21 protein-coding genes, 2 tRNA genes and 1 riboswitch are annotated in these 25014 nt (G+C 63.8%); of the genes, 16 read left to right on the top strand and 7 right to left on the bottom strand.

The window, feature by feature from the left end:
• Window positions 1–41: 41 nt before the first annotated feature.
• On the bottom strand, window positions 42–737 hold the full coding sequence (locus ATN37_RS08435; RefSeq protein WP_003946173.1) for a histidine phosphatase family protein: 696 nt from the start codon (window positions 735–737) through the stop codon (window positions 42–44).
• Window positions 738–795: 58 nt separating this feature from the next.
• A complete protein-coding gene (locus ATN37_RS08430) occupies window positions 796–1641 on the bottom strand; it encodes an undecaprenyl-diphosphate phosphatase (RefSeq protein WP_218695005.1) in 846 nt (281 codons plus the stop codon).
• A gap of 228 nt (window positions 1642–1869) precedes the next feature.
• Here ATN37_RS08430 and ATN37_RS08425 point away from each other — a divergent pair, with 228 nt between their 5' ends.
• The 5 genes from ATN37_RS08425 (at window position 1870) to ATN37_RS08405 (ending at window position 6609) form a co-directional block, all read left to right on the top strand.
• Window positions 1870–2805: an aldo/keto reductase gene (locus ATN37_RS08425; protein ID WP_063316377.1), complete on the top strand. Its 936-nt coding sequence runs from the start codon at window positions 1870–1872 to the stop codon at window positions 2803–2805.
• 92 nt (window positions 2806–2897) lie between these two features.
• On the top strand, window positions 2898–3584 hold the full coding sequence (locus ATN37_RS08420) for a heme oxygenase (biliverdin-producing) (protein WP_218695004.1): 687 nt from the start codon (window positions 2898–2900) through the stop codon (window positions 3582–3584).
• Window positions 3581–4588: a hemin ABC transporter substrate-binding protein gene (locus tag ATN37_RS08415; protein ID WP_042450998.1), complete on the top strand. Its 1008-nt coding sequence runs from the start codon at window positions 3581–3583 to the stop codon at window positions 4586–4588. The genes ATN37_RS08420 and ATN37_RS08415 overlap by 4 nt, the downstream gene beginning before the upstream one ends.
• Window positions 4589–4651: 63 nt before the next feature.
• Complete coding sequence (locus tag ATN37_RS08410; protein ID WP_030537529.1) at window positions 4652–5749, top strand: iron ABC transporter permease; 1098 nt, start codon at window positions 4652–4654, stop codon at window positions 5747–5749.
• Complete coding sequence (locus tag ATN37_RS08405; RefSeq protein WP_007733386.1) at window positions 5746–6609, top strand: heme ABC transporter ATP-binding protein; 864 nt, start codon at window positions 5746–5748, stop codon at window positions 6607–6609. Before ATN37_RS08410 ends, ATN37_RS08405 begins: the two co-directional genes overlap by 4 nt.
• Here the strand turns inward: ATN37_RS08405 and ATN37_RS08400 are convergent.
• Window positions 6590–7012, bottom strand: a complete 423-nt coding sequence (locus ATN37_RS08400; RefSeq protein WP_007733387.1) for a hypothetical protein — start codon at window positions 7010–7012, stop codon at window positions 6590–6592. The two genes, ATN37_RS08405 and ATN37_RS08400, sit on opposite strands and share 20 nt — an antisense overlap.
• Before the next feature lie 183 nt (window positions 7013–7195).
• On the opposite strand from ATN37_RS08400, the gene ATN37_RS08395 reads away from it, so the two are divergent.
• From ATN37_RS08395 to ATN37_RS08385, 3 genes are all read left to right on the top strand, one after another.
• Complete coding sequence (locus ATN37_RS08395; protein ID WP_081557902.1) at window positions 7196–8221, top strand: YncE family protein; 1026 nt, start codon at window positions 7196–7198, stop codon at window positions 8219–8221.
• Window positions 8221–8469 carry a DUF5703 family protein gene (locus tag ATN37_RS08390; protein WP_003946171.1) on the top strand — a complete coding sequence of 83 codons (249 nt, stop codon included), beginning with the start codon at window positions 8221–8223 and terminating at the stop codon, window positions 8467–8469. The genes ATN37_RS08395 and ATN37_RS08390 overlap by 1 nt, the downstream gene beginning before the upstream one ends.
• Window positions 8470–8544: 75 nt before the next feature.
• On the top strand, window positions 8545–9615 hold the full coding sequence (locus ATN37_RS08385) for a quinone-dependent dihydroorotate dehydrogenase (protein ID WP_054187384.1): 1071 nt from the start codon (window positions 8545–8547) through the stop codon (window positions 9613–9615).
• A 58-nt stretch (window positions 9616–9673) separates the two neighbouring features.
• On the opposite strand, the gene ATN37_RS08380 is transcribed toward ATN37_RS08385, so the two are convergent.
• Together ATN37_RS08380 and ATN37_RS08375 are read right to left on the bottom strand one after the other, a co-directional pair.
• On the bottom strand, window positions 9674–10210 hold the full coding sequence (locus ATN37_RS08380) for a YbhB/YbcL family Raf kinase inhibitor-like protein (RefSeq protein ID WP_007733394.1): 537 nt from the start codon (window positions 10208–10210) through the stop codon (window positions 9674–9676).
• 65 nt (window positions 10211–10275) lie between these two features.
• A complete protein-coding gene (locus tag ATN37_RS08375) occupies window positions 10276–11628 on the bottom strand; it encodes a M20/M25/M40 family metallo-hydrolase (protein WP_003946170.1) in 1353 nt (450 codons plus the stop codon).
• A 118-nt stretch (window positions 11629–11746) separates the two neighbouring features.
• Here ATN37_RS08375 and ATN37_RS08370 point away from each other — a divergent pair.
• The 8 genes from ATN37_RS08370 to ATN37_RS08335 all read left to right on the top strand — a co-directional run bounded on the left by ATN37_RS08370 (window position 11747) and on the right by ATN37_RS08335 (window position 20951).
• Window positions 11747–11832: transfer RNA gene (locus ATN37_RS08370), tRNA-Leu, on the top strand.
• 162 nt (window positions 11833–11994) lie between these two features.
• Window positions 11995–12080 (top strand) — tRNA-Leu (locus ATN37_RS08365).
• A gap of 108 nt (window positions 12081–12188) precedes the next feature.
• Entirely contained in the window at window positions 12189–13730 is a 1542-nt protein-coding gene (locus ATN37_RS08360) for an SDR family NAD(P)-dependent oxidoreductase (protein ID WP_074447104.1), read from the top strand.
• A gap of 156 nt (window positions 13731–13886) precedes the next feature.
• Entirely contained in the window at window positions 13887–14318 is a 432-nt protein-coding gene (locus ATN37_RS08355) for a universal stress protein (protein ID WP_218695003.1), read from the top strand.
• Between the two features lie 44 nt (window positions 14319–14362).
• A complete protein-coding gene (locus ATN37_RS08350) occupies window positions 14363–15613 on the top strand; it encodes a trans-acting enoyl reductase family protein (RefSeq protein WP_042451005.1) in 1251 nt (416 codons plus the stop codon).
• Window positions 15614–15765: 152 nt separating this feature from the next.
• Window positions 15766–17949 carry a malate synthase G gene (locus ATN37_RS08345; RefSeq protein ID WP_064074336.1) on the top strand — a complete coding sequence of 728 codons (2184 nt, stop codon included), beginning with the start codon at window positions 15766–15768 and terminating at the stop codon, window positions 17947–17949.
• A gap of 159 nt (window positions 17950–18108) precedes the next feature.
• Window positions 18109–19803 carry a VWA domain-containing protein gene (locus tag ATN37_RS32915; RefSeq protein WP_058038818.1) on the top strand — a complete coding sequence of 565 codons (1695 nt, stop codon included), beginning with the start codon at window positions 18109–18111 and terminating at the stop codon, window positions 19801–19803.
• Window positions 19803–20951: a metallophosphoesterase gene (locus tag ATN37_RS08335; protein WP_218695001.1), complete on the top strand. Its 1149-nt coding sequence runs from the start codon at window positions 19803–19805 to the stop codon at window positions 20949–20951. Before ATN37_RS32915 ends, ATN37_RS08335 begins: the two co-directional genes overlap by 1 nt.
• Before the next feature lie 22 nt (window positions 20952–20973).
• Here ATN37_RS08335 and gcvP read toward each other — a convergent pair whose 3' ends face one another.
• Window positions 20974–23832 carry an aminomethyl-transferring glycine dehydrogenase gene (gene gcvP / locus ATN37_RS08330; RefSeq protein ID WP_218694999.1) on the bottom strand — a complete coding sequence of 953 codons (2859 nt, stop codon included), beginning with the start codon at window positions 23830–23832 and terminating at the stop codon, window positions 20974–20976.
• A gap of 53 nt (window positions 23833–23885) precedes the next feature.
• A riboswitch (glycine riboswitch) is annotated at window positions 23886–24014 on the bottom strand.
• A gap of 220 nt (window positions 24015–24234) precedes the next feature.
• Window positions 24235–24789 (bottom strand): MerR family transcriptional regulator, encoded by a 555-nt coding sequence (locus ATN37_RS08325; protein ID WP_021344354.1) that lies wholly within the window; start codon window positions 24787–24789, stop codon window positions 24235–24237.
• Window positions 24790–25014 lie beyond the last annotated feature (225 nt).

Raw genomic sequence — 25014 nt, 5'->3', positions numbered from 1 at the left:
TTCGAGCAGAACATCACTGAATACCCATTATCCGTCACAGCTCACGCACCGACCTCTCCGCCGGGGACGGACTCCTGCGCGGGAGCCGAACCGTTGGTCGCGGCCTTAGCTGCACCGATCGCGGCGAGTACGTCTCCGGTGTCGTTGACGCGAAGAACGAACGGCAGTGTCGCCGTGTAGCGAATCACACTGACCGAGGCGGGCTCGGCGACGATGCGCTGGAACGAATCGAGATGCATCGCAAACGCGTCGGCGAGAACCGATTTGATGACGTCACCGTGCGTGCACGCGATCCAGACGACGTCCTTGCCGTGTTCTTCGGCCAGCCGTGCGTCGTGCTCTCGGATCGCGGCAACGGCTCGCGCCTGTACCTGGGCCAGCCCTTCACCGCCGGGAAACACTGCACCGGAAGCGTGGCGCTGCACCACTTTCCAGAGCGGTTCTTCCAAGAGTTCCTTGAGCGGGCGACCCGTCCAGTCGCCGTAATCGACCTCGATGAGGCGATCCTCGACCACCGGCGTCAGACCACGGTCGACGGCAATGGGGCCGACCGTCTGCTCACACCGCAACAGCGGCGAGCGGACGATCTCCGCGATGTCCAGACCGACCAGCCGATCGACGACGCCTTCGGCCTGTTTCCGGCCGTGGTCGTCGAGTTCCACACCCGGCGTTCGACCGGCCAGGGTATGGGCAGTGTTGGACGTCGACCGCCCGTGCCGCAGTAGGACAACTGTCATTCCACAACCCTAATGGGGCGGTGGCCGCACGGACGGGTGGTCGACGTCGAAACGGGCCCTATGTCGCGGACACGACCCCTGTGGCCAGCAACGCAAGGACGACTACGCCGAGAGCGATTCTGTATCCGACGAACCAGTACATGGAGTGATCGACAACAAATCGAAGCAGCCAGGCGATCGCTGCGTAACCGACCGCGAAGGCGATGACGGTTGCCACCAGCAACTGCGGACCGCTCGCGTTCAGACCCTCACCGGCCGGCTCGAAGGCATCCGGGAGGCTGAACAAACCGGAGGCGAGAACTGCCGGAATCGCCAACAGGAACGAGTAACGGGCTGCGGCCTCACGGGTGAGTCCGAGGAAAAGGCCGGCACTGATCGTGCCACCCGAACGTGAGACACCCGGGATGAGCGCGAGCGCCTGAGCCGAACCCATGATGATGCCGTCACGCGCTGTGAGCGATTCGATCGGGCGCGTCTTGCGTCCGTAGTACTCGGCAGCAGCGATGACGAGCGCGAACACGATCAGCATCGTGGCAATCAGCCACAGATTGCGTGCGCCGGTACGGATCTGGTCTTTGAAGAAGAACCCGAGGATGCCGACCGGGATGGTGCCGATGATGACGTACCAGCCCATCCGGTAATCGAGATCGCCCCGGTGCTCGGCATTGAACACACCTCGGAACCAGGCAGTGATGATCCTCACGATGTCGCGTGCGAAGTAGATCAGGACCGCCAACTCGGTGCCGAGCTGCGTCACCGCGGTGAACGATGCGCCGGCGTCACTGCCGAAGAATATATCCGACACGATTCGCAAATGTCCGGAAGACGAGATGGGCAGGAACTCGGTCAAGCCCTGCACGAGGCCCAGGATCACGGCCTGGAGCCAGGTCATCGCTTCGCCCATCACTCACCGATCCCGGCTGATTCGAATGGGGTTACTGCACACAGGTTTCGTGTGTCGGGTTCACGTTTCACCGGCGCCACGCTACCGGGGCCCACGGCGCCGCGCCGCGCCCGGCACGTCCGTGTCCGAATACCCCGACTCGAGGCGACCGCCTACTAGTCTGCACGTGGTGAGATCTCTCGGGTGCCGCACTTGCGCACACGAGTCGGGCGCGAGATGCAGGCGGTTATGAAGCACAGATCTGTCGGAACGAGCGGACTTCGGGTCTCGCGACTTGGGCTCGGCACACTGACATGGGGACGCGACACGGACGGCGACGAGGCTGCTGCGCAGCTACTCGCGTTCGCCGAGGCCGGCGGAACCCTGGTCGACACCTCGCCCGCCTACGGCGCCGGTGCGGCGCAACGGATCCTCGCCGAGTTGCTCGACGACGTCGTTCCACGTGACGAACTCATCGTCAGCTCGAGCGCCGGCATCGACCCCACACCGATCGGCACCGACCGCGTCGACTGCTCGCGGCGCGGATTGCTCCGCCAGCTCGACGCGACTCTTCGTGAACTCGGAACCGACTTCCTCGACATGTGGCAGGTCGCAACCTGGGATCCGCTCACGCCCGTCGACGAGGTTGCAGCAACCCTCGACTACGCCGTCTCGAGCGGCAAGGTGCGGTACGTCGGAGTTCGCGGCTACCTCGGCTGGCAGCTCGCGACGGCCGTAGGAGCCGGTGGCGCAACAACACTCGCCGCGACGCAGGCCGAGTACTCGTTGCTCGCACGCGGCGTCGAGGAAGAATTGTTCGCAGCGGCGGCCCATCACGGCGTCGGAGTGTTCGCCGCAGTACCCCTCGCGGGCGGTGTGCTGACCGGCAAGTACCGCGACGGCATTCCCGTCGATTCCCGCGGCGCCGACGAAGCACATTCGCAGGATGTGCAGAGCTATCTGACCGATTCCTCGATCCGGGTGGTCGACGCAGTCGTTACCGCTGCCGACGGTCTGGGTACTTCCCCACTGGCGGTGGCACTGGCCTGGGCGCGCGATCGCGCCGGGGTGGCCAGCGCCGTCGTCGGCACGCGTGATCTCGCCCAGTTGACAGGAGTACTGGCAACCGAAGAATTGGAACTTCCGAAAGCGATTGCCGCGGCTCTCGACGATGTGAGCGCTTGATCTGTCCCGCTGATCGAAATACCGGAGGTATCGCGTTGGCGAGGGCAGGCTAACCTAGTAGGCAACGCTTGACTACAGCCTCAGGAGAATCAATGACCACGCTCGACGTAGACAGCCTTTCCGCAGACGCAGGCCCAGCCTTCTCCGAACGAATCAAGACCGAGACGGACGCAGCACACCGCGAGACGGAGCAGTCGCGATTCGTAGGCTCACTACTCGGCGGTGAGCTGACCACGGCTGGCTACGCCGCACTTCTGGGACAGACGTACCTCGTCTACACGAGCCTCGAAGAGGCCGGCCGCACACACGCCGACAACGAGTTGGTCGCCCCGTTCCTGTCCGAGGATCTGTTGCGCGTGGCTTCACTCGAGGCCGATCTCGAGTTCCTCGGCGGACCGAACTGGCGCGACGAACTCGTGGCACTGCCGGCAACCGAGCGCTACATCGCCCGCCTGAAGGAGGTGGCGTTCGACTGGCCTGCCGGCTTCGTCGCACATCACTACCTTCGGTACATGGGCGATCTCTCGGGCGGACAGATCATCCGCCGGATGCTCGAACGCGCCTACGGATTCGAGACCGACGGACTTCGCTTCTACATCTTCGAAGGCATCCCCAAGCCGAAGCCTTTCAAGGACGACTACCGCTCGAATCTGGATGCACTGCAGATTCCCGCCGAGGAACAGCAGCGTTTCATCGACGAGGTGAATCTGGCGTACCGCCTCAACGGCGACCTGTTCGCCGACCTCGAAGGCGACATCGAGAGCTACCTCGTCAAATGATGAAGCGCTTGGCCGCGGCGGCTCTGGTCGCAGCAGCCGGTTTCGGTCTGGTGGCTTGCGGGTCCAGCGACACTTCGACGACATCTCAGGGTGCCAGGACCGCGGTACTCGAAGATTCCAGCCCGGTTCCCGTGTCCGACAACCCGACCGCGACACTGCCCGTGACGGTGAAGAGCTTCGACGGCGTCGACGTGACCATCACCGACAACAGCCGGATTGTTGCGGCCGACCGCTACGGGACGCTCGCGACGACGACGGTGGCGCTCGGCCTCGGTGACAATCTCGTCGGCCGCGACACCGCCGCCAAGTTCCCCGCGGTCGCGGACGTGCCGGTTGTCACGGTCGGCGGCCAATCGCTCAACACCGAGGCAATTCTCGACCTCAATCCCACCGTTGTTCTCACCGACACCAGTATCGGGCCCAAGAGCGTCCAGGATCAGTTGCGCGCCGCCGGTGTTCCCGTCGTCTTCTTCGATCCGACCCGAACACTCGAGGGTGTGCCAGGACAACTCCAGGCCGTCGCCGACGCGCTCGGCGTCCCTGCCCAGGGCGCGGCGCTGGTCGACCGGACCGAATCGGAAATCGCTGGAGCTCGTGACCTGGTCCCCACCGAGGGCGATCCACTGAAAATCGCATTCCTCTACATGCGCGGATCGGCCATCACCATGATCGGCGGTGAAGGGTCCGGAGCAGATTCCTTGATCGAGGCACTCGGCGCCACCGATGCAGGAACCGCCTCGGGCATCACACAACAGTTCGTGCCCATCACCAGCGAAGCGCTCATCGCCGCAGCGCCTGACGCCCTGCTGATGATGACGGACGGATTGGCATCGATCGGCGGAATCGACGGCCTCGAAAAGGTCCCTGGCATCGCTCAGACGCCGGCTGGAAAGAACAAACGAGTAGTCGACATGGCGGACGGTGTACTGCTCAGCTTCGGGCCGAACACCGGACGCGTCATGGCGGCACTCGCCGAAGCGATCTACGAGCCCGGTGGATCGTGAGCAAAGATTCGTGAGTGCTGATTCGTGAGTACAGAGACAGGTAGTTCCGAAGCAGGTAAGACTGTGTCCGCAGCCGAGGATTCACACGACGTCGGGGGCGCCGACAAGTCGGCGTCTGGCCCCGCGTCGCGGTCGCGGGTGAGTGCGGTTCTGGTCAGCTTGACTCTCGCCCTGGTGATCGTCGCGGTACTGTCGGCGTGCATCGGCCAAGTTCCGACGTCGCCTCTCGAGGTTTTGGGCAGCATCCTGCATCGCATCGGGCTCGACCTCGGTCCGATGCCCGCCCATCCCAGCGGTGAAGTGACTTTGTGGGAGGTTCGTTTCCCCCGCGTCGTGCTCGCCATCTGTGTCGGCGCGGCGCTGGGATGTTCCGGTGCGCTCCTGCAGGGTGTGTTCTCCAATCCGCTCGCAGAACCCGGAGTGATCGGAGTGTCTGCGGGCGCGGCAGTTGGCGCGAGTGCTGTCATCGTCGTCGGGGGAACGTTCGTGGCCGGCTGGGCCGTTGCTGCGGCTGCGTTCGTCGCCGGGCTGGTCACCACCGCGGCGGTCTACCTTCTGGCTCGGCACGAAGGCCGAACCGAAGTAGTGACGTTGGTGCTGACGGGCGTCGCGATCAACGCGTTCGCCGGCGGGCTCATCGCGTTCTTCACCTTCGTCGCCAGCCCGTCCGCTCGCGATCAGATCGTGTTCTGGCAACTCGGCTCACTCAACGGCGCTTCCTGGAACGCAGTCCTGATCGTGGCGCCGATGACCGTCGTCGGGATCGCCGCGACCATGATGATCGCCCCACGTCTCGACCTGCTGGCGCTCGGTGAACACGCGGCCCGTCATCTGGGCGTCAACGTCGAACGGCTTCGCCAGTTCGCGGTACTGATCGTCGCTCTCTTGGTCTCGGCGAGTGTTGCCTTCACGGGAATCATCCTCTTCGTCGGCCTGGTCGTTCCGCACCTGATGCGCATTCTCGTCGGACCTGGCCACCGCGCGCTGATTCCGGCGAGCGCCCTCGCCGGCGCACTGGTTCTGCTTGTCGCAGATCTGGGCTCGCGGTCGCTGATCGACAACGCAGACCTGCCCCTCGGAATGCTGACCGCTCTGGTGGGCGGCCCCTTCTTCTTCTGGCTTCTCCGACGCACGCGCGCGCAACAGGGCGGGTGGGCATGAGCAGCCTCGTAAGAAACTGGCGCGAACTGTTCGGCCGCGTCACCCCCGAACCGAAGAGCCCAGCCGTCGGTGATGTCACCCTCGAGGCGCGCGACATCACAGTCGAACGCGGTGGTCGGCAGATTCTGGAAGGCGTGTCCATCGAAGTCCGGGCAGGCGAGCTAGTCGTTCTCGTCGGACCGAACGGCGCCGGTAAGTCGACTCTTCTTGCGGCGTTGGCCGGTGATCAGCCCGTCATCGCTGGGCGGGTGGACGTTGACGGCACCGACCTCACTCAGTGGTCGCCGATCGACATGGCGCGCCGACGCGCGGTGCTCCCCCAGAAACACACCATCGGATTTTCGTTCAGCGCTCGCCAGGTGGTTCGTATGGGACGTGCGCCATGGACCGGAACTCGCCGAGAAGACCGCGACGGCGCTGCTATCACCGCGGCGATGAAGACCTGCGATGTCGAGGGGTTCGCCAATCGGCCGTTCGCCGTGCTGTCCGGCGGCGAGCAAGCGCGGGTCGCGCTGGCCCGGGTACTGGCACAGGAAACGTCGACCATCCTGCTGGACGAGCCGACTGCAGCTCTCGACCTCGGACACCAGGAAGCGGTGATGTCCGTGGCGCGCGCTCGCGCTGCGGACGGCGATGCCGTCGTCGTCGTTTTGCACGACCTCGCGTTGGCAGCGGCGTACGCGGATCGGATCGTCGTGCTCGAAAACGGCCGCATCGCCGCTGACGGTCCCCCGGAATCGGTGTTGCACGAAGAGCTTCTGACCCGCGTCTACGGTTATCCGGTCGAGGTGTTCCCGCATCCGACAACCGGAGCAACCCTGGTCATCCCGCGCCGAGAATTCACCGAACAGAATCGATGATCGATCCCAGCCTGTTCAGGACGGCTCTCACCGTCGGCAGGCTGCGGCCGTCTCCCTCGCGAACTCCGTCACCGGGACCGGGCTGTGACCAATCAGCCTCCGTGGACAGAACTGCGTCGCGGACCACACCGGCGATGCTTCGCTCGTCGGTCAGATCGATGTCGGTCACCGATCGCTCCGCGGTGGCGACAACGTCTGCAGGGGTCGGCACACTGTGCTCGCAGTATTCGCCGTATACCTCGACGAACAGCATGCTCTTTCGTACGCGGAACGCGAAAGTTCGACCGTCGGACCTGCCGAAACCGTGTGCATGGGCGCCGACGGTGAGGTCCTCGATCTCGAAGCCCGGCCGCGCCGGTTCGGGCGACTGCGCGCCGGAATCGGTGGGTTCTGTGGGAATCACAATGATCTCCTCGGTGATTGCAGCGTCAACCGCAATCGCTGTTCGTACGGTATCGCGTCAAGGGTGTGAGCGGAATGGTCGGTAGTTCCTCGACGCGATGAACGGCGCCCGACTGCGATCAGGGATGATCGATGACAGTCGCACTGCGTGAAGAACAGATGACAAGAAAAAGAGGAACTACACATGGCTCGCCTAGGGATCCGCACCACTGCAGCAGCAATGGGGGCGGCGGTTCTGCTGGTCACAGGATGTTCTTCCGGAGATGGCGGAGACGACCTCATCACGATCGATCCCGCAACGGCAGCGGTCTCACCGGCCACCACCAGCACCCCGGACGGCGTGGTTCACCCGTATTCAGGTCTGATCGATTCCATCACATTCGACCCGATCACGCGCAGCGCTGTTCTGGTTGCCAACGACCCACGATCGGTGCTGGTCGTTCCTTCGGACAGTTTGGCCGGCGCCGACCCCGCCTCTGCAGGTCGTCCGACAGCCCTGGATTCCGACGTACGCGACGTTTCGATCGGCTCTGACGGTAGCGCTCTTCTGTCGATGGATCGCCAGGTCGTGAAGCTGAATCTGACTTCGGGCGAACGGACGTCCATCCCGGTAGACGGGCAGGCGAATTCAGCGGTCGAACTCAACGACGGCCGCATCGCGATCGGCACGGACAATGGTTCAGTTCACATCGTCGACCCGAAGACCGATCAGTCACAGACGGTTTCGGGATTCGCATCCGTCGACGAACTCGCGGTCACCGGCGACAACCTGAGCGCCCTCGATCACCGTCAGACCTCGCTGACGGCGATCAATCTCGAAGACGGCAAACTCGGCGTCGCTCTTCGCGCCGGTGAGGGCGCAACTCATCTGGCCACCGATCGCTTCGGACGCATCCTTGTCACCGACACCACCGGGAACGAACTGCTCGTCTTCACTGCCGATCCGCTCCTGTTGCACCAGCGCTACCCCGTCGGCGAGTCGCCATACGCCGTCGCCTACGACGAGGCCGCGGATCGGGTGTGGGTGACACTGACCGCGACCAATGAAGTGGTCGGCTTCGATCTGTCGTCCGGCATCCCCGTGGAGACCGGACGGTTCAAGACGGTGCGACAGCCGAATTCGTTGGCCGTAGACTCTTCCAACGGCAATCTGATCGTCGGATCGGCAACCGGTGACGGGCTGCAGGTCATCCCGTCACGGGAGAACTGATGGAAAAGCGTACGCGCGGGATCCCCGCGCAGTGGGAGACGTCGGACGACAAGTTCGACTATGTGCCCCTTCGACTACCGCCGAATGTTTCGCGGGTCACGGCGTCGATGCGTCTGGCGATCTCCGCCGAGTTCGGCGGATGGGAACTCTCCCGAGTCCGTCTCTACCCCGACGGCAGTCGTCGCGTGCTCCTCAAGCGAAAGAAGACGCCGCTGCACGTGACCGATCCGGACGGCATTCAGCACTGATCGTCCAACAGACGACCAGGGCCCGCCGCTGTCGAAACCGCTGACAAAATCACACCATCGAAGAGCTGGAGAATCGTGTACCAACTGCTGCTGAGCCTGATGTTCCGGGTCCCACCGGAACGCATCCACCACATTGCCTTCACCGCGATGAAACTGGTGACACGGTTCGCTCCCCTTCGCTGGCTGGTCGCAAAAGTCCTTGTCGTCGACGACCCGGTTCTGCGGAGTCAGGCATTCGGTCTGACGTTCCCGGCACCTCTCGGCCTCGCCGCAGGATTCGACAAGGACGCCACCGGCGTCGACGCCTGGGGCCCGTTGGGATTCGGTTTCGCCGAGGTCGGAACAGTGACGGCCCAGGCTCAGCCCGGTAACCCCGCGCCGCGTCTCTTCCGTCTTCCGGCCGACCGCGCTTTGATCAACCGGATGGGCTTCAACAACCACGGCGCTGGTCACGCGGCGAATTTCCTGCGACAGCGCCGCGTCACGGTCCCGATCGGTGCCAACATCGGCAAGACCAAGATCGTCGAAGCCGCCGACGCCGCTGCCGACTACACCGCCAGCGCGCAGCTTCTGGGTCCGCTGGCCGACTTCATGGTCGTGAATGTCAGCTCGCCGAACACGCCCGGACTCCGTGATCTGCAGGCCGTCGAATCACTGCGCCCGATCCTGCAGGCCGTGCTCGACACCGTCAGCGTGCCGGTACTGGTGAAGATCGCGCCCGACCTCTCGGACGAGGACGTCGACGCGGTCGCCGATCTGGCAATCGAACTCGGGCTTGCCGGAATCGTCGCGACCAACACCACGATCCGTCGCGACGGTTTGAAGACCCCGGACGCCGAGGTAGCTGCACTCGGCGCAGGCGGGCTGTCCGGTGCACCGGTCGCCGAGCGCTCACTCGAAGTACTTCGGCGCCTGTACGTCCGAGTGGGCGACAAGATGACCATCATCTCGGTCGGCGGTATCGAGACGGCCGATCAGGCGTGGGAACGGATCCTCGCCGGCGCGACACTGGTGCAGGGATACACCGGCTTCATCTACGGCGGACCGTTCTGGGCTCGCAGCATCCACAAGGGGATAGCCAAGCGGGTCCGCGCAGCGGGTTTCTCGTCGATCGCCCAGGCTGTGGGAGCTGAGAACCCTCGCTAGAGAGTGCTGTGCGCCTTTATTAACCGCCCGCGGTTAATAAAGGCGCACAGCAAAGTGACTATTCGACCTCGAACGTCCCGGTCAAGGTTGCACGCGCAATCGCGTGATGGAACACGTTGAAACCGAGGAACGCCGGCGACGAGTCAGGGGTGACTCCGTCGAGTGTCTCCACGTCGAGGGCATGCACCGCGACGATGTAGCGATGCGGACCGTGCCCGGGAGGCGGGCCTGCACCGATGAAACCGAACCCACCACCATCGTGGCGGAGGGTGACGGTTCCGGCGGGCAGGACATCGCTGTCCGCCGCGCCGGCACCGGCGGGGAGCTCGGTGACGGAAGCGGGGATGTTCGCCACGGCCCAGTGCCAGAACCCCGACGCAGTCGGTGCGTCCGGATCGAACACCGTCACGACGAAGCTCTTCGTCTCGGCCGGAAAGCCGGACCACGAGAGCTGCGGTGAGATGTCTTCGCCACCGGGGACACCGAAGGCTCCACTGGCCTGAGCAAGCTTCAGCGGCTGGCCCGCAGTGATGTCGTCACTGGTCAGCTCGAAACTCGGCAACTTCGGCAATGGTTCGTACGGATCGTGCGCCATGCGAATCCTTTCTGTGACAAGAGAGCTCGATGTGCGTCGAGCTCACGGATCTATCTACGTGCTCGTCAGGAATTGAGCAGGAAATGTTCCAGAACACGTGTCCCGAACAGTAGTGCGTCCACCGGAACTCGCTCGTCGACGCCGTGGAACAGCGCGCTGAAATCCAGCTCGGGCGGCAACTGCAACGGCGCGAAGCCGAAGCAGCGAATGCCCAGTTTCGCGAATGCCTTCGCGTCGGTTCCGCCGGAGAGCATGTACGGAACTGTGCGAGCCTCCGGATCGTGGGCGAGGATCGCCTCGTTCATGGCGTCTACGAGATGGCCGTCGAACGTTGTTTCGTACGAATCCAGCTTGGTGATCCACTCGCGGGTCACGTCGGGACCGATCAGTTGGTCCACCGTTCGCTCGAATTCGGCCTGACGTCCCGGCAGCACGCGGCAGTCGAAGACCGCCTCGGCCGTCTGCGGAATGACGTTCGCCTTGTATCCGGCCTTGAGCATCGTCGGGTTCGCGGTGTCACGGAACGTCGCGCCGATGATGTTGGCGATCGTGCCCAGCTTCGCGAGGGTTCCGTCGATGTCGGGTGATCCCGGATCGAAGTCCAATCCGGTCTCCTCGCCGACGGCGGTCAGGAACTCCGCGACCGAATCCGAGATCACGATCGGGAACTGGTGGGCAGCAAGCCTCGAGACCGCGCCGGCGAGTGTCGCGACCGCGTTGTCGTCGTGGAGGAAGGAGCCGTGTCCGGCGCGTCCCTTGGCAGTCAGACGCATCCAACCGAGGCCCTTTTCCGCAGTCTCCACGAGGTAGAGACGGCGGTCGGTTCCGTCAGGCCGCGGAACCGTCAGCGAGAAACCGCCGACCTCACCCACGGCCTCGGTCACTCCCTCGAACAGATCCGGGCGGTGCTCGACCAGCCACTGGCATCCGTACTTTCCGCCCGCTTCCTCGTCCGCCACGAAAGCGAACACCAGATCACGCGGCGGTACGACGCCTTCCGCCTTGAACTGTCTGGCGAGGGCCAGGATCATCCCGACCATGTCCTTCATGTCCACGGCGCCGCGCCCCCAGACGTAACCGTCCTGGACGGTGCCGGCAAAGGGATGGACGCTCCAGTCGGCGGGCTCGGCCGGAACTACGTCGAGGTGACCGTGAAGCATCAACGCACCACGACCCGACTCGGCTCCCTTCAAGCGAGCAAAGACATTTCCTCGGCCGGGTGCTCCGGACTCGACGTATTCCGTCTCGTAACCGACTTCTTGAAGCTGCGCGGCAACCCACTCCGCGCACGCACGCTCGCCTTTGGTGGTTTCGAGTTCTCCCGTGTTCGAGGTGTCGAAGCGGATGAGGGAACTGACCAGTTCGACTACTTCTGCTTCGGCTCTGCTCGGATTCGGATTATTCGGGGTTGTGGTCATTCCACTTTCCTACCATCGAATCAAACGACGCGGGCGACCTGAATGCCCCGCAACCTGGCGATTTGGGGCAGCTCACCTAATCGGATACTCTTTCCCAGCACCGAGAAATCGGGGCCGAGTCCGAGTGGCGGAATGGCAGACGCGCTAGCTTGAGGTGCTAGTGTCCTATTAACGGACGTGGGGGTTCAAGTCCCCCCTCGGACACTCGAATACAGCAGAAAGACCCCAACCTGATCAGGTTGGGGTCTTTTTGCTGTGCGCCTTTATTAACCCCCGGCGGTTAATAAGGGCGCACAGCAGTGGGGCGATTTGGGACCTGGGGATGGCATCGGATACTCTTTCCCAGCACCGAGAAATCGGGGCCGAGTCCGAGTGGCGGAATGGCAGACGCGCTAGCTTGAGGTGCTAGTGTCCTATTAACGGACGTGGGGGTTCAAGTCCCCCCTCGGACACTCTGTGTTGAGACAGACAGGAAAAGCTCCGGTTCATCGAACCGGAGCTTTTCTCGTAATTGGCGAAGTTCCCGCACCAGGGAACAGTCCGCGCGAGCGGCGATCGAGATGGAACAGAAGTTCGAAGTGGATACAGACACCAAGAAGTCGGATGCACTGCAGGCAGATTCGCTGGAAACAGCCGATTCAGAATCTGCTCGAGCCGAACTCACCGGACTCGACCCCGCAGAACTCGAAATCTGCCTGAAGGTCCTTTCCGAAGCCGCCGAACTCGACGACGAGCATCCCGATTCGATCACCATGCAGCGCGCTGTCGGCCATCTGTTCAAGCGACTCAAGAAGAAGCGTCGCCTCGCCTCGCGCGCAGCCGTCAACGAAGCCGACCGCCAAGTGGTCGCTGCGACTGCCACCGGTTCACCCGATCGCATCGACGACGAGACCGCCGGCATTCCGATCAAGTCGAACACCGCGGGCGCTTCCGCCGGCACGCTCATCAAGGCGCGGCCGTGCTACATCTGCAAGCAGCGCTACACCGCAGTCGACGCCTTCTACCACCAACTGTGCCCCGATTGCGCTGCCACCAGCCGCAGCAAACGTGATGCCAGCACTGATCTCACCGGCCGACGCGCACTTCTGACCGGCGGCCGCGCGAAGATCGGCATGTACATCGCGTTGCGCCTGCTGCGTGACGGCGCACATCTGACCATCACGACGCGATTCCCCAACGACGCGATCCGCCGATTCAAAGCGATGGAAGACAGCAACGACTGGATTCACCGTCTGCGCATCGTCGGCATCGACCTCCGCGACCCCGCCCAGGTTGTTGCACTCGCGGATTCCGTTGCCGCACAGGGTCCACTCGACATCCTCATCAACAACGCCGCGCAAACCGTCCGACGCTCCCCCGGTGCTTACGGCGCTTTGGTGGACGCCGAGTCCGGCGCACTGCCTGCCGGTGAACTGCCCGATGTCCTGACCTTCGGCAAGACGAGCGACGCTCACCCCGCGGCTCTGGCCGGATCGCTGTCGGACGTCGCAAGCATCACCTCCGGAAATCTGTCCGCCGACGCGGTCAGTTCACTCGCCCTCGTCGCCAAGTCGGCGTCACCCGATCGCATCGAGCAGGGCATCGCCATCGACGCGGGCGGGCTGCTGCCCGACCTCGCGCACACCAACAGCTGGGTTCAGACCGTCGAAGAGGTCGATCCGATCGAGCTTCTCGAAGTCCAGCTCTGCAACTCGGTCGCGCCCTTCATCCTCGTTTCGCGCTTGCGCCCGTCGATGGCCGCGGCCGCTGCGCGACGCAAGTACGTCGTGAACGTTTCCGCCATGGAAGGCCAGTTCAGCCGCGCGTACAAGGGCCCTGGCCACCCGCACACCAACATGGCCAAGGCAGCACTGAACATGCTGACCCGCACCAGCTCCAAGGAAATGCTCGACGACGGCATCCTCATGACCGCCGTCGACACCGGCTGGATCACCGACGAACGCCCACACTTCACCAAGATGCGGTTGGCCGACGAAGGTTTTCACGCACCACTCGACCTCGTCGACGGTGCCGCCCGCGTCTACGACCCCATCGTTCAGGGTGAACTGGGCGTCGACCTGCACGGCTGCTTCCTCAAGGATTACAAACCTTCGCCGTGGTGATCGGCAGCACGCCGCATTCGTGATGGGCGGCACCCAGCCGCCCCGATGTGGCGATCTCGTCACCCCCAAACCCCCGTGTCGAGTAGCTCATTTCAGGTAGAGCACAGCATTGCAGGCGATAATGGAGCCGACACTGCTCACCGACTCGGAGGAACCATGACGATCGCCGTCGTACACAAGGACAGCCCGGAAGGCCGTGCCGCAATCGTGGCCGCCGCACGGGAATCCGTGGGTCGAAGCGAGGAACTGCTGGTTCTGCACGTCCTGGACGACGTCAACATCGGAGGCACGGTCAACCTCGGAGACAGCGAGGACGATCGGGCCGCTCTTCGCGGCGAGATCCAGTCAGCGCTCGACGCCGGTGGATTCTCGCAGACGAAGTGGGATCTGCGCACCACCGAGCACGACGGCGACCCGGTTACCGCACTCGTCGACCTGGTCCACGACGCGGGTGTCGATCTCCTGATCGTCGGAACACGCCGGATGTCCCCCATCGGCAAGTTCCTCCTCGAACGCCCGCTGCAGCGTCTCCTGCTCGAAGTGGAGGCTCCGATCCTCGTCGTCAAGGAACCCCTCCCCGCCGAGTGATCTCGGTCACATCACTTTCGGGTGCTCGTTTGTAGGCTGGCTCCATGACTGGAACCTCGCCCGCCCGAGAACTCGACATCATCGTCTACGGAGCGAGCGGCTTCGTCGGTAAGCTACTCGCCGACTACCTCGTCAAACATGCTCCCGAAGGCACGAAGATCGGCCTCGGTGGCCGTTCCCTCGAGAAGTTGGCAGCCACTCGCGCCGATCTGGGTACCGCCGCTGCCGATCTTCCCCTGATCATCGCCGACGCCGACGACGCAACCGCACTGAAGGCACTCGCCCAGCGAACCCGGGTCGTCGCCACCACGGTCGGCCCGTATGCCAAGTACGGCCACGCCCTTGTTCACGAATGCGCCTCCGCCGGAACTCATTACGTCGACCTGACCGGTGAGGTGCTGTTCCACCGCGAGAGCATCGACGACAACCATGAGCTGGCGGTCTCGACCGGTGCCAAGATCGTCCATTCCTGCGGATTCGATTCCATCCCTTCCGATCTCGGAGTTCACGTCCTGCACGAGAAGGTCGCCGCCGACGGCGCCGGCGAGCTCACCGACACCACCCTGGTGGTCACGGCCCTGCGCGGCGGCGTGAGCGGTGGCACCATCGATTCGCTTCGCAACCAAATCGACGTGTCGAAAGACGATGCGCGCCTGCGGAAACTTGCTGCCTCGCCGTACTCGCTGAGCCCCGATCGTGATCGGGAGCCCGAACTCGGACGCCAGAGCGACGTGAGCGTAATCGACGGCAAGAAGATCGATCCGTCGTTGAAGGGGTGGAAAGCGCCGTTCGTGATGGCGTCGTACAACACACGAGTCGTCCGTCGCAGCAATGCGCTCCGAGAGTGGGCGTACGGCAAGAAGTTCAAGTACAGCGAGGTGATGAGCGTCGGCTCATCGGTGGTGTCACCGGTGATTGCGGGCGGCGTGGCGGTCGGCCTCGGCGCGCTGGTCGCCGGACTCGCTCTACCTCCGACACGTTTCCTTCTCGACAAGGTCTTGCCGGCTCCCGGTGAAGGTCCGAGCGAGAGCACCCAGAAGAAGGGCCACTTCACGCTCGACGTGTTCACCACGACCACGACCGGCGCCCGATACACATCACGAGTGAAGGCGAAGGGCGACCCGGGATACAGCGCGACGGCGGTAATGCTCGGCGAATCTGCGTTGTCGTTGGCGAAGGACCAAAAGGCTCTTCCCCCGGCCACCGGCGTTTTGACTCCAGCGACAGCGCTCGGCGACGTCCTGGTCGAGCGTCTACGCGCGGCTGGTTTCGAGATTTCCGCGCGCAAACTCTAGACAGAACGAATTTCACTTGATCGTTTCAGCTCTTCGCGCCCGATTATCGCAGCTCAGGGCGCGGACAGCGGTGGGAATACTCCCAGGTAACATTGATGTTGGTTCATGGCATCCATATGTGATGCTCCGCTTTCGGAAAAGTGAGGCTATTCATGACTGAGCGCGTTCAGGTCGGCAGTCTTCAGGTTGCCAAGGTTCTCTACGACTTCGTGGTCGAGGAGGCTCTTCCCGGCACCGGTGTAGACGCCGAAACGTTCTGGGCCGGCGCCGACAAGGTCATCACCGAGCTCGCACCGAAGAACCGCGACTTGCTTGCCAAGCGTGACGATCTGCAGGCTCAGATCGATCAGTGGCATCGCGATCACGCCGGCGCTCCCATCGACGCCGCCGCGTACAAGGCGTTCCTGCAGGAAATCGGCTACCTCCTGCCGACGCCTGCCGAGTTCTCGGTCACCACCGCGAACGTCGACACCGAGATCACCTCGACGGCCGGCCCGCAGTTGGTCGTGCCGATCCTCAACGCGCGCTTCGCTCTCAACGCGTCCAACGCCCGCTGGGGTTCGTTGTACGACGCGCTGTACGGCACCAACGCCATCTCCGAGGAGAACGGCGCCGAGAAGGGTTCCGGCTACAACAAGGTCCGCGGCGACAAGGTCATCGCCTGGGCGCGTGAATTCCTCGATGCGGCAGCACCTCTCGCGTCGGGATCGCATGCAGATTCAACCAAGTACGTTGTCGACGGCAGTGAACTGAAGATCACGTTGGCAGACGGTACTGTCACCACGCTCGCCCAGCCGGAGAAGTTCGTCGGCTACCTCGGCGAGAAGGACGCACCGACGAGCATCCTGCTGCTCAACAACGGATTGCACGCCGAGATCCAGATCGACGCCTCGTCCCCGATCGGCAGCACCGACGCCGCCGGCGTCAAGGACGTCGTTCTCGAATCCGCCGTCACCACGATCATGGACTTCGAGGACTCTGTCGCCGCTGTCGACGCCGACGACAAGGTTGTCGGCTACCGAAACTGGTTGGGTCTCAACCGTGGTGACCTGTCCGAGGAGATCAAGAAGGGCGCCAAGTCCTTCACCCGCACGCTCAACGGCGACCGTAAGTACACCGCAGTCGACGGCAGCGAACTCAGCCTGCACGGTCGTTCGCTCCTGTTCGTCCGCAACGTCGGTCACCTCATGACCAACCCCGCGATCCTCGACGCCGACGGCAACGAGGTCCCCGAGGGCATCCTCGACGCCTTGATCACCAGTGCCTGTGCAGTGCACGGCCTCTCGATCAGTGACGCCAACGGACCGCTCGACAACAGCCGCACCGGCTCGATCTACATCGTCAAGCCCAAGCAGCACGGTCCCGAGGAAGTTGCCTTCACCACCGAACTGTTCGGCCGTGTCGAGCAGGTCCTCGGGCTTCCGGAGAACACGCTCAAGGTCGGCATCATGGACGAGGAGCGTCGTACGACGGTCAACCTCGCCGCCTGCATCAAGGAAGCCGTCGACCGCGTCGTGTTCATCAACACCGGCTTCCTCGACCGCACCGGCGACGAGATCCACACCTCCATGGAAGCCGGCGCGATGGTGCGCAAGGCCGAGATGAAGAAGCAGAAGTGGATCGGTGCGTACGAGGACTGGAACGTCGACACCGGACTGGCCTGCGGCCTGCAGGGCAAGGCGCAGATCGGCAAGGGCATGTGGGCCATGACCGAGCTGATGGCAGACATGCTCGAGCAGAAGATCGGTCACCCCAAGGCCGGCGCCAACACCGCATGGGTACCTTCGCCGACCGGCGCAACGCTGCACGCGACGCACTACCACCGCGTCGACGTATTCGCAGTTCAGGACAGCCTGAAGGGCAAGCCTCGCGCGAGCGTCGACGACATCCTGACCATCCCGCTCGCTCCCAGCACCGACTGGACGGACGCGGAGAAGAAGGAAGAGCTCGACAACAACTGCCAGTCCATCCTCGGCTACGTGGTCCGTTGGATCGACGCGGGCGTCGGCTGCTCCAAGGTTCCCGACATCCACGATGTCGCGCTCATGGAGGATCGCGCCACGCTGCGCATCTCGAGCCAGCTGCTCGCCAACTGGCTGCGTCACGGCATCGTCAGCGAGAGCGACGTTGTCAGTGCACTCGAGCGCATGGCCCCGGTTGTCGACCGTCAGAACGAGGGCGACGCCGAGTACCGCAACATGGCACCTGATTTCGATTCCAACATCGCGTTCCAGGCTGCCAAGGAACTCATCCTCGAAGGCGCGAAGCAGCCCAGCGGATACACGGAGCCGATCCTGCATCGCCGCCGCCGCGAGTACAAGGCCGCCAACGCCTGATTTCACCTTCTTCGAACTCGAAGCTGAACCCGAACAGCCTCGGCACCGCTCCCGGTGTCGAGGCTGTTCGCGTAGGCCCCGAAGTTTCGTCACTAGACTGGCCGAGGACAAAGTCCGTTCAACAGACATTCTTCGAGTGACCAAGGTAGGGCAAGGTACGTGGGCGAACATCGCGGCGGGTCAGGCGCCAGAGGTATCAGTAAGGGGCCGATTCTCGTCGTCGTGCTGATCGTCTTGATCGTGGCAGGCTTCTTCGGATGGAAGGCCCTCAGCAACCGGATCGACCATCAGGGACAGCAGGCAGCCGGTACGTGCGTCGAGGGCAACAAGACACTCGACGTCACCGCGGATCCGTCCATAGCCCCACAGGTCGAGGAACTGGCGAAGCGGTACACCCAGACCTCGCCGGTGGTGCGTGATCACTGCATCGCCGTCGTGGTGCACGGTGCGCCGTCCGCGTCGGTCTCGACGGCACTCGAAGCCGGTCCGGCGGCCCCCTGGGACGACGCAGCATTGGGACCGCGTCCCTCCCTGTGGATCCCGACGAGTTCGTTCGAACTCGCGCCACTGTCGGGCAAGGCCGTGATCAACGGTGATCCTCGCTCGCTCGCGAGTTCCCCGATCGTTCTGGCAGCCGGTCCCGAGACCGCGGCAGCATTGGCCGGCGCAGCATCGAGTTGGAAGTCTTTGCCTTCCGATCTGACGGTCGCCCTGCCGGTCGGAAGTACCGAAACCTCGATGGCTGCACAGGCGATCGCTGCCGACGTCGCCGATGCGGGTGCCGGTCCGGTCACGACGGATCAGGCGAAGTCCGCTCAGGTCAACGCTGCGCTCAGTGCACGGGCGTTGCAGTTCCAATCCTTGCCGACTCCCCCCTCGTCCACCGCCGAAGCCCTCGGAGCACTGAGCGCCGGAACACCGGATTCGGTGAAAGCCGTTCCGGCCACGGAACAGTCGATAGCGCAGAGCGCGAACGCGGCGATGACGACGTACTCCCCCGCCGGCGCAACGCCAGTCGCGGACTATCCGGCGGTCATCGTCTCGGGCAGCGGGATCGACGAAACCGCGTCGCGCGCAGCGGCACAGTTTGCCGATTTCATGCGTGAGCCGAATCAGTCACAGTTGTTCGTCGGCGCCGGTTTCCGGGTCGAGGGCCAAGACCTTCCCGATCTCGGGGCGGTGTCCCCGGCCAAGATCTCGTCCACGTTGAAACCGGCTTCGGCGGAGACCGCAGCGGCGCTCGGTGACATAGTCGCCAACCCGGTCTCGCCGCGTAGTGCCACCATCCTGATGGACACGTCGGCGTCGATGGGTACCGACGACGGTGGCACTACCCGCTTGGCGAACGTTGCCTCGGCGGTGAACACCCAATTGGGTCGCAGCCCTGACGCTTCGGACATCGGCCTTCGCGAGTTCAGCACGGGCACCGACGGAAAACCGTCCGAGCGCATCCTGGTTCCGGGCGGTTCACTGTCCGAGCCGAATCGGCGTGCCACGATCACCGATTTCCTCAACGGGCTTCGGGCCGGCGGAAAGACCTCCAAATACCCGGCGCTTGCCAGCTCCTACAAAGCCGCCGTGGACGGTTTCGACGCGGGGCGAGTCAACTCGGTGCTGCTGATCACCTCGAGTACGCCTGACGAATCCACCACGACGCGAGCCGAACTGCTCAGCGCGATCGCCGCTGCGGGCAATCCGTCGCGTCCGGTACAGGTCGACGTGATCGTCGTCGGTGCGGGCGACGACGTCTCCACACTCCAAGACGTCTCGGATCGGACGGGCGGCACATTGGTTCGGGTCGATTCGACGTCCGACCCCGCTCTCGCGGCCGCAGTGACCAAGATGCTGTCCTGATGGGGCGCGTCGCGGTTTTTGCAGTCCTTCTCGCCCTTCTGACCTGGTTGCTGCATCGCCGACTCGTTCGCGCCACCGGCATCCCGAGGCGATGGGCTCGTCTCGCCGACACTGCGCTTGTCGTCTTGGCGGTCTCGACGCTCATAGGGGTCGGCAGCGGCGAAGTCTTTCCGACATCGTGGGCGCGACCGATCGGATTTGTCGGATGGGTCTGGCTGGCTTCGTGGCTGTATCTGATTCCCGGACTGCTCGTGATCGGCCTGTTCGCCGGGATCGGTCGACTACGTGCACGCCACACGGATACCACGACCGAAGTCGACCCAGCCAAGCGTCGTACGTTGCAGTTGGCTACAGCAGCAGTCACTCTCGCGGCGATCAGCACCGCCGGCTACGGCGTCTACGAGGCGTCGGGCCCCAAGATTTCCCGCGTCCGCGTGCCGCTCGCTCGTCTACCTGAGGGCTTCAACGGATACCGGATCGCCTTGATCACCGACCTGCACGTGGGACCGGCCCGCGGGGTCGACTTCACCCGCAAGGTGGTCGATATCGTGAACTCGCAGAATGTCGATCTGATCGCGATCGGCGGCGACCTCGTAGACGGAACCGTCGCGAAAGTTGCTCCCGATCTTGCTCCGCTCGCCGATCTTCGGGCGCCCGACGGAATCTTCGGAGTCAGCGGAAACCACGAGTTCTACGCCGACGACGGCGGCAAATGGCTCGACGTGTGGGAGACATTGGGGATCACCACACTTCGCAACAGCCGCACCTCGATCCAGCATGGCGGCGATACCATCGACATCGTGGGCATCCACGACTACACGTCGCCGGCCCCGTACGAGCCGAACCTGACTGCCGCGCTCGCAGGTCGCGATCCGAATACTTTCGCCTTGCTTCTCGCGCACGAACCGCGTCAAGCGATCGAGGCATCCGAGATGGGTATCGATCTGCAACTGTCCGGGCACACTCACGGCGGTCAGATGTGGCCGCTGCGGTATCTCGTTCCGCTGCAGCAGCCTTCGGTGCAAGGCTTGGACAGGGTCGGAAACACAGTGCTGTACACGACGCGTGGCGCCGGGGCTTGGGGTCCGCCGGTACGCGTCGGCGCCCCGCCGGAGATCACTGTTCTCGAACTCGTACACGAGAGGTGATGATCTCCGGCGGGCACACGCCTTAGTTGCCTGCGAACGCTTCGATCGGCGGGCAGGAGCAGACCAGGTTGCGGTCGCCATGTGCACCGTCGATACGACGCACGGACGGCCACACCTTCGGGCGAGCCTTGCCACGCGGGAAGACGGCGATCTCACGCGAGTACGGGTGATCCCACTGCGCTGCAATGCTTCCCGCAGTGTGGGGAGCACCGCGTAGCGGGTTGTCCTCCACCGTCCACTCGCCCGCTCCGACGCGATCGATTTCGCCGCGAATGGCGATCATCGCCTCGCAGAACTCGTCGATCTCTTCGAGGTTCTCGCTCTCGGTGGGCTCGACCATCAGTGTGCCGACCACGGGGAAGCTCATGGTCGGAGCATGGAAACCGTAGTCGGCCAGACGCTTTGCGACGTCGTCGACGGTGACGCCGGTGTCCTTGGTCAACCCCCGGAGGTCGAGGATGCACTCGTGCGCGACCATGCCGTTCTCGCCGGTGTAGAGAACCGGGAAGTACTCGTCGAGTCGACGCGCGATGTAGTTGGCCGACGCGATGGCGGTCAGGCTGGCGCGGCGCAGGCCCGCAGCTCCCATCATCCGGATGTAGGTCCAGGTGATGGGCAGAATGGACGCACTGCCGTAGGGCGCTGCCGAGATCGTTCCTCTACCACCGAGTTCGGGCGCCATCGGGTGTCCGGGCAAAAACGGCGTCAAGTGTGAGCGCACACCGATCGGGCCGACGCCGGGTCCGCCGCCGCCGTGCGGGATGCAGAAGGTCTTGTGCAGATTCAGGTGGCTGACGTCGCCGCCGAATCGGCCCGGACGGGCAAGGCCGACAAGCGCATTGAGGTTGGCGCCGTCGACGTACACCTGGCCACCGGCGTCGTGTACCGCTGCACAGATGTCGGAGATCTCGTGCTCGTAGACACCGTGTGTTGAAGGGTAGGTGATCATGATCGCGGCGAGACGCTCGGCATGATCGGCGATCTTCGCGCGCAGATCGTCGACGTCGACGTCACCGTTGGGACGGCAGGCGACAACCTCGACGCGCATCCCGGCCATGACGGCAGAAGCCGCGTTGGTGCCGTGAGCACTCGACGGAATGAGGCAGGTGTCGCGGTGGTCGTCGCCCCGGCTGAGGTGGTAGTTGCGGATCGCGAGCAGGCCCGCGTATTCCCCCTGGCTGCCGGCGTTGGGTTGCAGGCTGACGTTGTCGTAGCCGGTGACCGCGACCAGCCAGTCTTCGAGATCCTTGATGATCTTCAGCAGACCGGGCGCATCCGATGTCGGCGCGAACGGATGGATCGCGTTGAACGCGGGCCAGGTGATGGATTCCATCTCGGCGGTCGCATTGAGCTTCATGGTGCACGAACCCAGCGGGATCATGCTGCGATCGAGGGCGATGTCCTTGTCGGACAGCGCGCGCAGGTAGCGAAGCATTGCCGTTTCCGTACGGTAACGGGTGAAGGCTTCGTGCTGCAGGTAGTCGGAGGTGCGCTCCTGAGCAGCCGGAACCGAATTGCCCTCGGCTTCGATGGCGACAACAGCATCCTCGATCCCGAACGCGTCGAGCACGGCAAGGACGTGGTCGGCGGTCGTGGCCTCGTCGCAGGAGATACCGACATGATCGGCATCGACCAGACGCAGGTTGATCCCGGATTCCTTGGCCGCAGCGACGACGTCGGCCGCCTTGCCCGGAACCTGAGCGAGCACGGTGTCGAAGAACGAATCGTGGACGACGGTCACGCCGCCTTCGCGCAGGCCGTTTGCCAACGCGTGTGCGCGGGCAGCGACGCGCAACGCAATCGCCTTGAGTCCCTCGGCGCCGTGGTAGCTCGCGTACATCGCAGCGAGGATGGCGAGGAGCACCTGAGCGGTACAGATGTTGGACGTCGCCTTCTCGCGGCGAATGTGCTGCTCACGTGTCTGCAGCGCCAGGCGGTACGCCTTGTCTCCGTCTGCGTCGATGGAGACGCCGACCAAGCGGCCGGGCAGCTGACGCGCATGCTTGGAGTGTACGGCCAGGTAACCGGCGTGCGGTCCGCCGTATCCCATGGGAACACCGAAACGCTGGGTGGTTCCGAAGCACGCATCCGCGCCGAGCTCACCGGGTGAGGTGATGAGCGTCATCGCGAGGAGGTCGGCGCCGACGGCAACCAGTGCGCCGCGCTCGTGAGCTTCCGCGATGATCGAGGTGTAATCGACGACTCGTCCCGAGGCACCTGGGATCTGGGCGATGACGCCGAAGAAGTCACCTTCCGGAAGACCAGCGGTGAGGTCCGCGGAGACGATCTCGATGCCGAGCGGCTCGGCGCGAGTCTCGATGACGGCGAGGGTCTGCGGGTAGAGATCGGCGTCGACGACAAATCGTGGGGACTTGCTGCGGTTCGCGCGGCGCAGGAGCGTCATGGCTTCGGCAGCGGCGGTGGCCTCGTCGAGCATCGACGAGTTTGCCAGTTCCATGCCGGAGAGATCGGCGACCATGGTCTGGAAGTTGAGGAGGGCTTCGAGACGGCCCTGGCTGATCTCCGGCTGATACGGGGTGTACGCGGTGTACCAGGCCGGGTTCTCGATGATGTTGCGCAACAACACCGGCGGCGTCAACGTGTCGAAGTAGCCGAGGCCGATCATCGACGTCGCGACGGTGTTCTGGGCTGCGAGTGCAGTCAGTTCGGCAAGTGCCTCGTGCTCTCCGACCGGAAGCGGCAGAGCGTCGAGTCCGGCAGCGATGCCGTTCGGGGCAGCGTCGAGGATGACGGAGGGAACGGCCTTGGTTGCCAGCTCGTCGAGTGAATCGACCCCGACGAGTTCGAGGATGCGCGCGAGTTCCGCGGCGTTCGGACCGACATGGCGGTCGGCAAATATACGGCTTGCAGCGTCGATCACGACAACTCCCAGACAGATCGGAGGATCAGGACACACACCGAACTGCGGTGTGTTCCTCCCCCTCTGTCGCATGCTCGATTCCCGAGCGCCTGAGAGATTCGGTAGTGATCCGCCGAAGGCGGAAGCCACAGCCTTTCCCCGTCGGCGGGTGGGTTGTCCCACCGCTTTCCAGAGGCGTCGGAGCCCGTACGGTCCTTGGTGCCTGAGAGATTGACGGGGAGGTATTGCTCCTTCGGCGCCCTGATCCCGCTCACGACTGACCTTTGAGACAAAGACTGAAACAAAGACAAGTTCGGTGAATCGGTATCCGAGGCTCTCCCGTACGCCGGCGACGCAGGCTCAGTCTAGTTGACCGAAACGCCTACCTGCACCGTGGCATCCTCCAAAGAGATGTGACGTACGTTATCCGGTTTTGCGGCTGGCGCGATTCTTGCGTCGCGAAGCCAACTCGTCTTCCGGGTTGGGATCACTTTCGCCGCCGTCGGCCCGCTCGGCGGGGAAGTCGGCGATCGTTCCGGTGAGTTCACGCATCGCGCCACTGACTGCGATGCCGAATACGCCCTGCCCACCCTGGAGGAGGTCGACGACCTCTTCGGGGGACGTGCATTCGTACACGGTGGTGCCGTCGGAGAACAGAGTGATGTTGGCAAGATCGCGGACGCCACGCTTACGGAGGTGATCGACGGCAACGCGGATGTTCTGCAGTGAGATGCCGGTATCGAGCAGACGCTTCACGATCTTCAGAACGAGAATGTCCTTGAAGGAGTACAGACGTTGGCTTCCGGATCCGGCAGCGCCACGGATCGACGGAACAACCAACGACGTCCGTGCCCAGTAGTCGAGTTGGCGGTACGTGATCCCGGCGATCTGGCACGCACTGGGTACTCGATATCCGACGAGGTCGTCGGGGATGGAATCGTCCGGGAACAAGCCCGGCTGCAGCTCTTCGGAAGACATTTCTGCAGTCGCGGCACTACCGGCTATGCCCGTCCCGCGCTCATTCGACTGTTCTTCCACTGCCGTCTCCCTCTCGCTTCGCCATCATGTAACCAACCTGTGCTATCAGCAGTCACGAGAATCCCGTGCCGACCGAACTTTCAGATGTGAATCCAAGGCAGGTAATTCCATGAGTGGACTTACCCAGAGTACGCCTCGATCGACAAGGCGAGAAGATCTCCACCG

It is taken from the genome of Rhodococcus sp. MH15 (genome assembly GCF_019266045.1).
GTDB lineage: Bacteria > Actinomycetota > Actinomycetes > Mycobacteriales > Mycobacteriaceae > Rhodococcus_F > Rhodococcus_F qingshengii.
This window is presented reverse-complemented; position numbering and strand designations above follow the sequence as displayed.